Consider the following 12011-nt stretch of genomic DNA (forward strand, 5'->3'; position numbering starts at 1 on the left):
GAGCGCGTTTGCGGCGCGAGCGCGTCGAGCAGTTCGGAAACGTTCGACACGCCATAGCTCGCGATCGCCGCCTCATCGAGTTCGGCTTCGGCCTTGATGTCGGTGTCGAGCTGGCCCGCAAGACGCGGCGCGGTGACGATGATTTCGTCCTCGCTGTAATCGTCATAGGCGTCCTCGACCGTTTCGGACGCCGCCGGGGCTGGCTCTGCCGGCTGCTCGGCGACCGCCGCCGTGGCCGGCGGGCCGATCGGTGTTTCCGCTATCGCAGGAAGCGCGAACGAAGCGCCCGCCGCCAGCAACGCGGCCCGTGCGGAAATGGAAAGGCGATAGCTATTCATCGGGAGAACCTTTGTTTCTTTTCTGTCTTCGGTTTTTCTTCGCATGTCAGCGCTTAACGCCCGCTGACGCTGCGCTTTGCTTGCGGTTCATTTATGTCGCGCAATTGTCGCAACAATGTGTCGAGGAAAGGCCGGTTCGACGGGCAGGCCATATCGACCGCTGGACAGCATGGCCCCCTGCCCTTATCGGCCACCCATGCCGACTCCAGACTCTTCCGCCGCCGCACCTGAATCGATCCTGATCGTCGATTTCGGAAGCCAGGTTACCCAGCTCATTGCCCGCCGCGTCCGCGAGGCCGGCGTCTATAGCGAGATCGTCCCGTTCAGCGCCGCCGAAGCCGCGTTCGAACGGATGCAGCCAAGGGGGATCATCCTGTCGGGCTCGCCGGCATCGGTCCCCGCGACGGGCAGCCCGCGTGCACCGCAATCGCTGTTCGACAGCGGACTTCCCATCCTCGGCATCTGTTACGGCCAGCAGGTGATGAGCCAGCAGCTTGGCGGACAGGTCGAACCCGGCGGCGCCGACGGCGAGCGCGACGGCGAATTCGGCCGCGCCTTCCTGACCGTCACCGAACCCTGCGTCCTTTTCGACGGCCTGTGGGAGGTCGGCGAACGCCACCAGGTGTGGATGAGCCACGGCGACCGGGTGACCGAGTTCGCCCCCGGCTTCCGCATCGTCGCGATCAGCGATGGCGCTCCCTTCGCGCTGATCGCCGACGACGAGCGTCGCTATTACGGCACCCAGTTCCATCCCGAGGTCGTCCACACACCCGACGGGGCAAAATTGATCGCCAATTTTGTCCGCCATGTCTGCGGCTGTTCGGGCGACTGGACGATGGCCGAATTCCGCGCGACGAAGATCGCCGAAATCCGCGCGCAGGTCGGCGACCAACGCGTCCTCTGTGGTCTGTCGGGTGGCGTTGACAGCGCGGTCGCAGCGGTGCTGATCCACGAGGCGATCGGCGAGCAGCTGACCTGCGTTTTCGTCGACCATGGCCTCTTGCGCATGAACGAGCGCGAGCAGGTCGAGCGATTGTTCCGCGACCATTACAACATCCCGCTCGTCGTAGTGGACGCCGAGGAACGCTTCATGAGCGGCCTTGCCGGCGTCACCGACCCCGAAAAGAAGCGCAAGTTCATCGGCGCCGAATTCATCAACGTGTTCGAGGAAGAAGCGAAGAAGATCGGCGGCGCCGATTTCCTCGCGCAGGGCACGCTTTATCCCGACGTCATTGAATCGGTTTCCTTCACCGGCGGGCCGAGCGTGACGATCAAGAGCCATCACAATGTCGGCGGCCTGCCCGAGCGGATGAACATGAAGCTCGTCGAGCCGCTGCGCGAACTGTTCAAGGACGAGGTCCGCCTCCTCGGCAAGGAGCTCGGCCTCCCCGACATCTTCGTCGGCCGCCACCCCTTCCCCGGCCCCGGCCTCGCGATCCGCATCCCTGGCGAAGTATCGAAAGACCGCTGCGACATCCTCCGTAAGGCTGACGCGGTCTATCTCGAGGAAATCCGCAATGCGGGGCTCTACGATGCGATCTGGCAGGCGTTCGCGGTGCTGCTTCCGGTCAAGACCGTCGGCGTGATGGGCGACGGGCGCACCTACGACCATGTTTGCGCGCTGCGCGCGGTGACGTCGACCGACGGCATGACCGCAGACATCTACCCCTTCGACGCAAGCTTCCTGAGCCGCTGCGCGACACGGATTATCAACGAAGTGCAAGGCATCAACCGCGTGGTGTACGACTATACGTCGAAACCGCCGGGCACGATCGAGTGGGAATAAGGGCGTGGCGGCAGTCCAGGTAGACCCCGACAAGGTTCACGAGTTCGTGGACATCGACGGTTTCTACAACTGGCTGGCCGAGAATCACGCCACCGAGCGCGAGGTCTGGATCAAGATCCACAAGGTCAAATCGGGCCTCGCGTCGATCAGCCCCGAACAGGCGATCCACGCGGCGCTGTGCTGGGGATGGATCGACGCGATCCGCAAATCCTTCGACGAGAAAAGCTTCCTCCAGCGCTACACGCCGCGCACGCCGAAAAGCGTCTGGAGCAAGATCAACATCGACAATGTCGCGCGCCTGACCGCCGAAGGCAGGATGACCGGGCATGGCCTGAAACAGGTCGAAGCTGCAAAAGCCGATGGTCGCTGGGACCGCGCCTATCGCGTCAAGGGATCGGAAATTCCCGAAGACCTGCAAGCCGCGATCGATGCCGAACCGCAAGCCAAAGCCATGTCGGGCAAGCTCACCGCCCAAAATCGCTTCGCGCTGATCTTCCGTCTCGGAGCCATCAAGACTGACGCCGGACGCAAAAAGAAGATTGCCGATCTGGTTGCGATGCTGAAGCGCGGCGAGACTTTTCACCCGCAAAAGGCGAAGTGACCTCGCCGCAAGACGATTTCAAGTATCGGCCGCGGTGACAATGGCCTCGTCGGCATCGCCGCCGACAGCAATCTCCTCCCACCAGTTGCCGAGCGCATCGATCAGCGGGACGAGCCGTTCGCCATCCGCCGTCAGGTCATATTCGACACGCCGCGGATATCCTTCGAATTCGGTGCGCCGGACGATCCCCGCATCCTCGAGCTTGCGTAGTTCGAGCGTCAGCATCTTGTGCGAGATTGTCGGATTGTCGCGGCGCAGGTCGCTGAAGCGCTTCGTCCCGTCGCTGAGATAATAGATCAGCAAGGTCGGCCAGCGGCCGCTTAGGAGTTGCATCACTTCCTCGATCGGACAGCGCGAAACCAGATCCCTCATCATCGCCTCATGGTTACAAAAAGGTGCGTAATTTACGCGGAAAAGGCGCGCCCTATATCGGAAACCGCTGCGCAGCTCCCCTCTGACACAAGATGGAGCAATACATTGGAACCGATCCTTGTCTATGGCTTCCCGCTGGGAAGTTCCATGGGGCTTGTCGCGGCCCTCGAATGGCTGGGCAAACCCTATCGCCTCTGCCGCGTCGACATGCTCGGCGAAATGCGCGAACCCGCCTATGCCCGCATCAACGCGCGGCACGAAACCCCCGCGCTGATTACCGATCAGGGCAAGGTGCTGACCGAGACGATGGCGATCGCGCACTGGTTCGCCGCCCGCGACGACGAACGACGGATCAGCCCGGACCCGCTGTCGCCCGAGAGCGACCGGATGCGCCAGATCATGGCATTCATCAACACCGGCTTCACCGGCGCCTTCAGTCCGCTGTGGGTCGCGCTCGAAATGGACCCGCCGCGCCCGGTTCTGCAGGCGTCGCTTCGCGAATGGGGCAAGGAAGCCGTGATCGGCCGCCATGACCGGCTCGAGGAAATGGTCGGCGATGGCCCCTATCTGGCCGGCGACCGGCCGACGCTGGCCGACGCGCTGTTCATCGGCGTCGCACGCTGGCTGGAATTCCACGGGGTCGCCGAGCCCGTTCGCTGGCCGAAGCTGGCGGCGCTGCGGGCAAGGCTGGAGGCCGATCCCGCGGTCATATATGCCACCGCACTCGAAAGCGGCGAAAGCGCGTCGGGCCGCGGCCCGTGTCTTGGCTATGTGCCGCTCGCCGAGCTGATCGAACGTTACGGCGCGTGATCAGGCGGTGCGCGGCGCGTCGTCGTCGCGCACAGCTTCCCCGCGCGAAGATTGTGGTCACGCACCCGCTTTGATAGCAAGGCGGTATGGACAGAATCGAAACCGAAGCATCGGGCGGCTGCCAGTGCGGCGCCGTGCGTTATCATGTCACCGCGGTGCTCGATACGTCGCATATCTGCCATTGCCGGATGTGCCAGAAGGCTGCGGGCAATTTCTTCATCGCGCTGATCGGGGTCCCGCGCGACGCGATCACATGGACGCGCGGAAGCGCCGCGACGTTCAACAGTTCGGACAAGGCCGCGCGCGGCTTCTGCCGCGACTGCGGAACGCCGCTGTTTTATGACTATGCCGACAGCAAGCACATCAGTCTGACGACGGGGTCGTTCGACGATCCGTCGCAATTCCCGCCACAGGTCCAGTTCGGCATCGAAGGACAGCTATCGCTGTTCGAAAACCTGCCGATCAGGGTCGAGGGCACGACCGAAGACACGATGAGCGACCTTGTCGGCGCCATCAAGGCAAGCAACCACCAGCACCCCGACCACGACACGACGGTCTGGCCGGAGAACTGAGTGTTGCTTGCGGCGCGTCAGGCGCCCGAGCGGATCAGGTGATCGAAGGCCGAGAGCGACGCCTTCGATCCCTCGCCCATCGCGATGACGATCTGCTTGTACGGCACGGTCGTAACGTCGCCCGCGGCGAAAATGCCGGGCTGGCTCGTCGCGCCGCGCGCGTCGACCTCGATCTCGCCGCGATCGCTGAGCGCCACCGCGCTGCCCAGCCATTCGGTGTTCGGGATCAGGCCGATCTGGACGAAAATGCCTTCGAGCTCGACGAGATGTTCCTCGTCCTTGTTGCGGTCGCGATAGCGCAGGCCCACGACCTTCTCGCCATTGCCGAGCACTTCGGTGGTGAGCGCCGAGGTGATCACCGTAACATTGGGCAAGCTGCGCAGCTTCTTCTGGAGCACCGCGTCGGCGCGAAGCCGGGCGTCAAACTCGATCAGCGTGACGTGCTCGACGAGCCCCGCAAGGTCGATCGCTGCCTCGACCCCCGAATTGCCACCACCGATCACCGCGACGCGCTTGCCCTTGAACAGCGGGCCGTCGCAGTGCGGGCAATAGGCGACGCCCTTGTTGCGATATTCGGCCTCGCCGGGGACGCCCATCTGGCGCCAGCGCGCACCGGTCGACAGGATCACCGTCCTGCCTTTCACGCTCGCGCCGCTTTTCAGCTTCACTTCGTGCAGGCCGTTCGCGCCGCCGGGAATCAGTTCGGCGGCTTCCTGCACGTTCATGACGTCGACCTCATAATCCTTCACATGCGCTTCCAGTTGCGCCGCGAGCTTCGGGCCCTCGGTGTGCTGGACCGAGACGAAATTCTCGATCCCCAGCGTGTCGAGCACCTGCCCGCCGAAGCGTTCGGCGACGATGCCGGTGCGGATGCCCTTGCGTGCGGCGTAAATCGCCGCCGCGGCGCCGCCGGGTCCGCCGCCGACGACGAGCACGTCGAACGGTTCCTTCGCGGCGATCTTCTCGGCCGCGCGCGCGACCGCGCCGGTGTCAAGCTTGGCGACGATCTGCGCGAGATCCATGCGACCCTGCCCGAAGGGTTCGCCGTTCAGGAACACCGCAGGGACCGCCATCACCTTGCGGCGTTCGACCTCGTCCTGGAACAGCGCGCCGTCGATCGCAGTGTGGCGGATATTCGGGTTGAGCGCCGCCATGATGTTGAGCGCCTGCACGACGTCGGGGCAATTCTGGCACGACAGCGAGAAGAAGGTTTCGAAGGCGAAGTCGCCTTCCAGCGCGCGCACCGCGTCGAGCAGTTCGGCCTCTTCCTTTGGCGGGTGGCCGCCGACGTGGAGCAGCGCGAGAATCAGCGAGGTGAATTCATGCCCCATCGGCAGGCCCGCGAACACCGCCTCGGCGCGCCCCTCATCGCCCCGGATCGCAAAGGACGGACGGCGCGCGTCGTCGCCGTCGAAGCGCGCGGTCACAAGATCCGATTGCGCCGCAACTTCTTCGACCAGCGCGCGCATGTCGGCCGACTTGGCCGACGCGTCCAGGCTCGCGACCAGCTCGATCGGACGGCGGAGATTGCCGAGATAGGATTTGAGCTGGGCGGTCGTGTTGGCGTCGAGCATCGGCATGGGAAAAGCCTTTCGGACAGGAAAAGGGGTTCGCCGCGGGAGAGCGGCGTCAGAATTCTTGTGTTTTAGCTGGAGCGAAGACCGGGCGAGCGCCGCCCGCCCGGTCCTGCAAAATTGGTCGGCTTAGATCTTGCCGACAAGTTCGATCGAGGGAGCGAGCGTTTCGGCGCCTTCTTCCCACTTCGCCGGGCAGACCTGACCGGGGTTGGCGCGGACATAGACCGCGGCCTTGATCTTGCGGACGAGTTCCTCGGCGTTGCGGCCGACGCCTTCGCTGGTGATTTCCATCACCTGGATCACGCCGTCGGGATCGACGACGAAGGTCGCGCGGTCGGCGAGACCCGAATCTTCACGCAGCACGCCGAAATTGTTGGCAAGGACGTGGTTCTGGTCGCCCAGCATGTGATAGTTGATCTTGCCGATCGCCGGCGAGCTGTCGTGCCATGCCTTGTGGCTGAAGTGCGTGTCGGTCGACACCGAATAGACTTCGACGCCAAGGCCCTGAAGCGTCGCATACTGGTCGGCGAGGTCCTCGAGTTCGGTCGGGCAGACGAAGGTGAAGTCGGCCGGATAGAAGAAGAAAACCGCCCACTTGCCCGAGGTATCGGCGTCCGACACGGGGACGAACTTGCCCTGATGGTACGAGGTGGCGTTGAACGGCTTGATCGAGCTTCCGATGATACCCATGGGAGAGTGTTTCCTTTGTTTGCTGCACTGCAAAATGATTTGCAGGCCGCCAGCTATGCCGACTGGCGCACGCACTCAACCCCAATTTTCCGGGCACACTTATCGGCGAAATCGATTAAAAGCCGAAATTCACGCAAAACCGCGATTAGCGACAAATATCTTTCGCACCTGCAAGTAGATCGATCACCTCGGTGTCGAAATCGTCGGGCGCACCCGGCGTGATCTTGCGGAACCGGCGCGCGCAATAGGCCGCGCGCGGGCCAAGGTCAGGCACATCTTTGAACTTGAGGGCAGTGCCCGGTTGCCCGCCAACGAGGTCCGGCATCTCCGCCAGCACCGCGCGCACCGTGAACACGGCGCCCGGGCGAACTCCGGGCGGATAGCGCTCGTGCCGGCTGATGCAGAGCGCCAGATCATCCACTCGCCAATCATCTGTCATTTCAGACCCTCCCGCAGCATTCACCAGGGCGGCTCGGCGAAGGCTATCACATAAGGGGGGTGATGCGAAGGTCCCGATCGACCGACGGCGTGAGGTCGAGGCCGGCAATTGCCGCGCTCGGGGTCAGGCCGAAAAGGCGGCGGAATGCACGCGAGAGATGCGCGGTATCGGCAAAGCCCGCATCCATCGCGGCGGTGCGCACCAGCGCTCCGTCGCGCATCTGCTCGGCGGCATATTGGAGAGCCGACCAGAGCTTGAATTCGCGAAAGACCTGACCAGTCGCGGCCTTGAAGCAGCGCAGCGCCTGCGTGCGCTCCCGCCCCAGCCGCACGGCCAGTTCGGTTTGCGACATGCGGCGCATCGGGTCGGCATAGATCGCTTCGACAGCGCGAGTGACAGAGGAAGGTAAGTACGCCCGCGCAGCAAGGCACGCACGCAGTGCAGCGATCGCGTCGGCCCCGCCGCCGAGGGCGTCCTGCGCGAGCTTGCCAAGTCCACCCCTCAAAGGTTGCGCCAACGGGTCTTCGAACGGGAAGACCATACCGCTGAGGTAAAGCACATCGGCGCCGCGCTCGGGCAGCACGACCGCATGGACGGTGCCAGGGCGGACGAGCAATATCTCGCCCTCGACATACAGGTCGCCCCGATCGAGCCGCAGGCTGCCGCCACGTCCCGCGAGGACGCAGGTGACGGGATTGGCGTGTGGCGCAAGCGACCGGACGCCGACCGGGAGCAGCGAATTCCGGAAAGGGGAAAGCGGGTCGGGCATCGCGGCGATTATCCCCGGCTCCGGCATCCGGCGCAAGCGCCGGCTGGACGCCGGTCTAGCGTTCGATCCCTGCGCGCAGGAAAGCGGCGTACATCTCGCGCCCGTTCGGATAGACGTCCTTGCGCGTTACCTCGCCCGCCGCATTCAGCGTGACGACGTCGAGCATGCCGACGCGGGCAGTGAAGGGTGCGCCGCCGGGCTCGCGCAGCGACAGCAGCATCGTCCATTCGAACACCCAATGGTCCGCGCCATAAAGGCGCCGCCCCATTTCCTGCGTAAAATCGAAGGTCGCGAACAACTGCCGGCAATGTTCGTGCAGCCGCTCGCGCCCGATCACCGGCTCGGTGCCGTCGCGGAGCGCAAAGACCGTATCCTCCGAATGGAGTGACGCAATCAGATCGGGGTCCTTCGTTTCCCAGCCGACATGATAGCGGTCGAACAAGGCCTCGGTCGACAGCGGGCGCGTGATCTCGGCAGTGGCGGTCATATTCTCTCCCTTCTTATCGTGAGGAGCATAGCAGTCACCGACGCCGGCACGTTGAACGAACGTGCATTGCGCTTCGCCGCGATATCGGCTGTGGAGAGGCACCAGATTCAAAAAGGCGAGCCATGACCCCGACCGCAAAAATCCTTCTCCTCGGCTCAGGCGAGCTTGGCCGCGAATTCGTGATTTCGGCGAAGCGCCTCGGCTGCCATGTCATCGCCTGCGACAGCTATGCCGCCGCCCCCGCAATGCAGGTCGCCGACGAATATGAGGTCTTTTCGATGCTCGACGGCGACGCGCTGCGCGCCGCGATCGAAAAGCACCGCCCGGACCATATCGTCCCCGAGGTCGAGGCGATCCGTACCGAAATCCTCGCCGCAGTCGAGACCGAAGGGTTCCATGTCGTCCCCTCGGCGCGCGCAGCGCAGCTGACGATGAACCGCGATGCGATCCGCGACCTCGCCGCGAGCGAGCTCGGGCTCAGGACCTCGACCTTCGAATATGCCGAAACGCGCGAACAACTGGCGGCCGCCGCGGACCGCATCGGTTTCCCGCTCGTCGTCAAGCCTGTGATGTCCTCATCGGGCAAGGGGCAAAGCACGGTCAGGGACGCCGCGGGCATCGATGCGGCGTGGGATTATGCCGCTGCCGGGATGCGCGGCGACCGACTGCGCGTGATCGCCGAAGCCTTCATCGACTTCGATTACGAGATCACCTTGCTGACCGTCCGCCACAAGGACGGCGTGACCTTCTGCCCGCCGATCGGCCACCGGCAGGAACGCGGCGACTATCGCGAAAGCTGGCAACCCGCAGCGATGACGGATACCGCCCTCGCGAGCGCGCAGGCGATGGCGACAAAGGTCGTCGACGCGCTGGGAGGTCATGGCATCTTCGGCGTCGAATATTTCGTGAAGGGCGACGAGGTGATCTTTTCCGAACTCAGCCCCCGCCCGCACGATACGGGCATGGTGACGCTGATCTCGCAGGCGCTTTCGGAGTTCGACCTTCATGCCCGTGCGATTCTGGGCCTGCCGGTCCCTGACATCGCGGTTCCCGACGCGAGCGCGAGCGCCGTACTGCTCGCCGACCGCGACGCAGCCGATTTCGCGATCACCGGCCTTGCCGAAGCCCTGGTGCGGCCGAACGCCGCAACCTCGATCGACGCCCGCATCTTTGGAAAGCCCGTGACGCGCCCCTATCGCCGCATGGGTGTTGCTCTCGCAAAGGTCGCAGGCGGAACGACCGATGACGCGCGCGCCGCGGCGACGGCGGCTGCGGGCAAACTCGCCATTGAATATAGGGATTAGCGTTGAACGAAGCGTCCGGTTTCGGCTGGCTGCGGATATTGATCATCCCCATCGCTGCGCGACCGGGCGGATATCTCGCATCGACACCCCAAACTTGATCGGGGGTCTATAACGTCAGCCCCGCGGTGGATCGCGGATCCAGACGCAGGAAAGCGAAAGACGCCCACGCCCCATTCTCCGCGGATCATTCGTCGCCGGCTACAGCGGAACGAAGCTCACCGTCAGCCCGTCCTTCGGACGCGGGATCGGCAGCACCTGCCATTGAGGCTCGTAGCCCTCGGCAACCACGATGCGGTGCGTGGTGATCACATGGTGGAAAAAGATCTTCGCCTGCATATAAGCGAAGTGCAGCCCCAGGCACATGTGTGCCCCGCCGCCGAATGGAACCCACGCATATTTGTGGCGTTCGCGCGCAACCTCGGGCGAAAAGCGCATCGGGTCGAATTTTTCCGGTTCGGGCCAATGCTCCTCCATCATGTGGGTATAGGCAGGGCTGACGCCGACCGATGTCCCCGCGGGAATGCGATAGCCGCCGAACTCGAATTCCTTCAGCGCGCGGCGTGGAAAGCTCGGCACCGGAGGGACGAGCCGTAGCGCCTCCTTGAAGGCCCATTCGGTCATTTCGAGCTGGCCGAGGCTGTTGTGCCCAACCCCCTCGCCGGCCGGCGCGACGGCGAGCATTTCCTCGCGCAGCCGGTCCTGCCATTCGGGATGGCGCGCGAGTTCCCAGACAAGCGTCGTGATCGAGCTGGTGATGGTGTCGTGCGCCGCCATCATCAGGAAGTTCATATGGTCGACGATCGCCTCGACGCTCAGATATTCGCCGTCGTCGCCCTGAGCGCGGCAGATCTGGCTGAAGATATCCTCACCCGTTCCGTTCCGCCGTTCGGGGACCATGCGGCCGAAATAGTCGACCAGATACGCGCGCCCCTTCGCGCCGCGGCCCATCGCGGTAAAGGGCAAGGGCACGCGCACGACGCCGATCGACGCCTGCACCATATCGACGAACGCCTTGTTGACCTTGTCTGCCTCCGGTCCCCACGGAATGCCAAGGAAGCTGGTCGCGGCGAGGTCGAGCGTCAGTTCCTTGATAGCCGGATAGAATTTGAACGTCTTGCCGCTCCATCTGGCTATGCGGTCGCGAATCCCTTCGTTCAGCGAATCGGCATAATGGCGCATCGGTTCGGGCTTGAAGGCGACCGACAGGATCTTGCGGTCGGCGCGATGCTTTTCGAAATCCATCAGCATGAGCCCGCGCGGGAAGAGCAGGTTGAGCACCGGCCCCCAGCCCTGTTCCGACGAGAAGATCTTTTCGCGGTCGAACATGATCAGTTCGTTCGCCTCGGGCCCATGGAGCGCGACGCTGCGCCCGCCAAAGCTGTTGTTGCGATAGACGCGGCCATATTTAGCGACCATGCGCTGCGTGAAGCCGCGATAGTCGCCGAGTTGTTCGAGCGTGTTGCCGATCACCGGCATGCCGTCCTCGCCCGGAATATGGTCGAGTACATGGTCGGGATTACGCGGCAGCCAATGCTGCGTTTCGGGGCCAAAGCGCGTCTCGGACCATTCAATCTTTGCGGGAGCGTTCATCGCGTCACACCTCGTTTGCCAGCTATTCGGTGGGAGCCTATCGGACTACTTACATTGATGCAAGTAACGCATGTGCGTCGCCGGGACTCCATTCACCGCAAATTCAACTCGACTCGGGCACTTTCGTTGTCCGGGAACGGGTCGCAATCCGTTGCACCTTAAAGGACAAAGCCCATGGTCAAGAGTTTCAGGCGCCCCCTCTCCATCGCGCTCGGCGCGGTCGCGACGACGATGCTCGGCGGCTGCTATTACGGTGACGTCTATGGATCGAACTACGCGTCTGCGGGCAGCGCCTGCGCCGACAGCTATTACGACTACGATCCCTATGCCTATGATAATGGATACGGATACAATTGCTACGACGGGTCGGATTATGGCAGCGGCTTCGTCCAGATCGGTTTCGGTGGTGGCTGGTACGACGATTATTACTACCCCGGATACGGGATGTGGATGTTCGACAACTACCGCAACCGCTATCCGCTGCGCGGCCAGTATCTGAACTATTGGGGGGGCCGCCGCGCCTGGTGGAAACATCACAAGGATCGCCCCGGCAACGGCCATTGGAACCGCCCGGGTCGCGGCGACGGCGATGGCCGTCCGGGTCGCCCGGGGCGGCCCGGCGGCTGGCATGGCGGCGACCGCGACAATGACGGGCATCATGGCACGCGCCCGGGCC

General features: G+C 63.8%; 12 protein-coding genes and 2 pseudogenes. 6 read left to right on the top strand and 8 right to left on the bottom strand.

Going from position 1 to position 12011, the window contains the following annotated elements; genetic code table 11:
* Positions 1–338 (bottom strand): annotated as a pseudogene (locus VN047_RS00005) (ABC transporter ATP-binding protein); the annotation flags it as partial.
* Positions 339–534: 196 nt separating this feature from the next.
* Here VN047_RS00005 and guaA point away from each other — a divergent pair.
* Together guaA and VN047_RS00015 are read left to right on the top strand one after the other, a co-directional pair.
* Positions 535–2124, top strand: coding sequence for a glutamine-hydrolyzing GMP synthase (guaA, locus tag VN047_RS00010; RefSeq protein ID WP_325538859.1), 1590 nt, complete (start codon positions 535–537; stop codon positions 2122–2124).
* Between the two features lie 4 nt (positions 2125–2128).
* Positions 2129–2725 (top strand): YdeI/OmpD-associated family protein, encoded by a 597-nt coding sequence (locus tag VN047_RS00015; RefSeq protein WP_325538860.1) that lies wholly within the window; start codon positions 2129–2131, stop codon positions 2723–2725.
* Between the two features lie 18 nt (positions 2726–2743).
* Here the strand turns inward: VN047_RS00015 and VN047_RS00020 are convergent, their stop codons facing one another.
* Complete coding sequence (locus VN047_RS00020) at positions 2744–3058, bottom strand: helix-turn-helix domain-containing protein (RefSeq protein ID WP_325538861.1); 315 nt, start codon at positions 3056–3058, stop codon at positions 2744–2746.
* Between the two features lie 144 nt (positions 3059–3202).
* Here VN047_RS00020 and VN047_RS00025 point away from each other — a divergent pair, with 144 nt between their 5' ends.
* Together VN047_RS00025 and VN047_RS00030 are read left to right on the top strand one after the other, a co-directional pair.
* A complete protein-coding gene (locus VN047_RS00025) occupies positions 3203–3907 on the top strand; it encodes a glutathione S-transferase family protein (protein WP_325538862.1) in 705 nt (234 codons plus the stop codon).
* A gap of 86 nt (positions 3908–3993) precedes the next feature.
* On the top strand, positions 3994–4479 hold the full coding sequence (locus VN047_RS00030) for a GFA family protein (protein WP_325538863.1): 486 nt from the start codon (positions 3994–3996) through the stop codon (positions 4477–4479).
* 17 nt (positions 4480–4496) lie between these two features.
* On the opposite strand, the gene ahpF is transcribed toward VN047_RS00030, so the two are convergent.
* From ahpF to VN047_RS00055, 5 genes are all read right to left on the bottom strand, one after another.
* The gene (ahpF, locus tag VN047_RS00035) at positions 4497–6053 is read right to left on the bottom strand and encodes an alkyl hydroperoxide reductase subunit F (RefSeq protein WP_325538870.1); all 1557 of its coding nucleotides are present in this window, start codon (positions 6051–6053) and stop codon (positions 4497–4499) included.
* 129 nt (positions 6054–6182) lie between these two features.
* Positions 6183–6746 carry an alkyl hydroperoxide reductase subunit C gene (ahpC, locus tag VN047_RS00040; protein WP_325538864.1) on the bottom strand — a complete coding sequence of 188 codons (564 nt, stop codon included), beginning with the start codon at positions 6744–6746 and terminating at the stop codon, positions 6183–6185.
* 145 nt (positions 6747–6891) lie between these two features.
* Entirely contained in the window at positions 6892–7185 is a 294-nt protein-coding gene (locus VN047_RS00045) for a hypothetical protein (RefSeq protein WP_325538865.1), read from the bottom strand.
* Between the two features lie 46 nt (positions 7186–7231).
* Positions 7232–7954: an AraC family transcriptional regulator gene (locus VN047_RS00050; protein ID WP_325538866.1), complete on the bottom strand. Its 723-nt coding sequence runs from the start codon at positions 7952–7954 to the stop codon at positions 7232–7234.
* A 55-nt stretch (positions 7955–8009) separates the two neighbouring features.
* Positions 8010–8441: a nuclear transport factor 2 family protein gene (locus VN047_RS00055; protein WP_325538867.1), complete on the bottom strand. Its 432-nt coding sequence runs from the start codon at positions 8439–8441 to the stop codon at positions 8010–8012.
* A 122-nt stretch (positions 8442–8563) separates the two neighbouring features.
* Between VN047_RS00055 and purT the strand changes: the two genes are divergently transcribed.
* A complete protein-coding gene (gene purT / locus VN047_RS00060; RefSeq protein WP_325538868.1) occupies positions 8564–9745 on the top strand; it encodes a formate-dependent phosphoribosylglycinamide formyltransferase in 1182 nt (393 codons plus the stop codon).
* Between the two features lie 198 nt (positions 9746–9943).
* Here the strand turns inward: purT and VN047_RS00065 are convergent, their stop codons facing one another.
* Positions 9944–11335 carry a cytochrome P450 gene (locus VN047_RS00065; protein ID WP_325538869.1) on the bottom strand — a complete coding sequence of 464 codons (1392 nt, stop codon included), beginning with the start codon at positions 11333–11335 and terminating at the stop codon, positions 9944–9946.
* Between the two features lie 174 nt (positions 11336–11509).
* Between VN047_RS00065 and VN047_RS00070 the strand changes: the two are divergent.
* Positions 11510–12011: pseudogene (locus tag VN047_RS00070) on the top strand (hypothetical protein); the annotation flags it as partial.

It is taken from the genome of Sphingopyxis sp., from assembly GCF_035565275.1.
Lineage (GTDB): Bacteria > Pseudomonadota > Alphaproteobacteria > Sphingomonadales > Sphingomonadaceae > Sphingopyxis.

Bases quoted from the DNA above. Each gene is read 5' to 3' on its own strand.
- VN047_RS00050 (WP_325538866.1), bottom strand. From the start codon at position 7,954: ATGCCCGACCCGCTTTCCCCTTTCCGGAATTCGCTGCTCCCGGTCGGC.
- purT (WP_325538868.1), top strand. From the start codon at position 8,564: ATGACCCCGACCGCAAAAATCCTTCTCCTCGGCTCAGGCGAGCTTGGC.
- VN047_RS00030 (WP_325538863.1), top strand. From the start codon at position 3,994: ATGGACAGAATCGAAACCGAAGCATCGGGCGGCTGCCAGTGCGGCGCC.
- VN047_RS00020 (WP_325538861.1), bottom strand. From the start codon at position 3,058: ATGCAACTCCTAAGCGGCCGCTGGCCGACCTTGCTGATCTATTATCTC.
- VN047_RS00065 (WP_325538869.1), bottom strand. From the start codon at position 11,335: ATGAACGCTCCCGCAAAGATTGAATGGTCCGAGACGCGCTTTGGCCCC.
- ahpF (WP_325538870.1), bottom strand. From the start codon at position 6,053: ATGCTCGACGCCAACACGACCGCCCAGCTCAAATCCTATCTCGGCAAT.
- VN047_RS00055 (WP_325538867.1), bottom strand. From the start codon at position 8,441: ATGACCGCCACTGCCGAGATCACGCGCCCGCTGTCGACCGAGGCCTTG.
- VN047_RS00045 (WP_325538865.1), bottom strand. From the start codon at position 7,185: ATGACAGATGATTGGCGAGTGGATGATCTGGCGCTCTGCATCAGCCGG.
- guaA (WP_325538859.1), top strand. From the start codon at position 535: ATGCCGACTCCAGACTCTTCCGCCGCCGCACCTGAATCGATCCTGATC.
- ahpC (WP_325538864.1), bottom strand. From the start codon at position 6,746: ATGGGTATCATCGGAAGCTCGATCAAGCCGTTCAACGCCACCTCGTAC.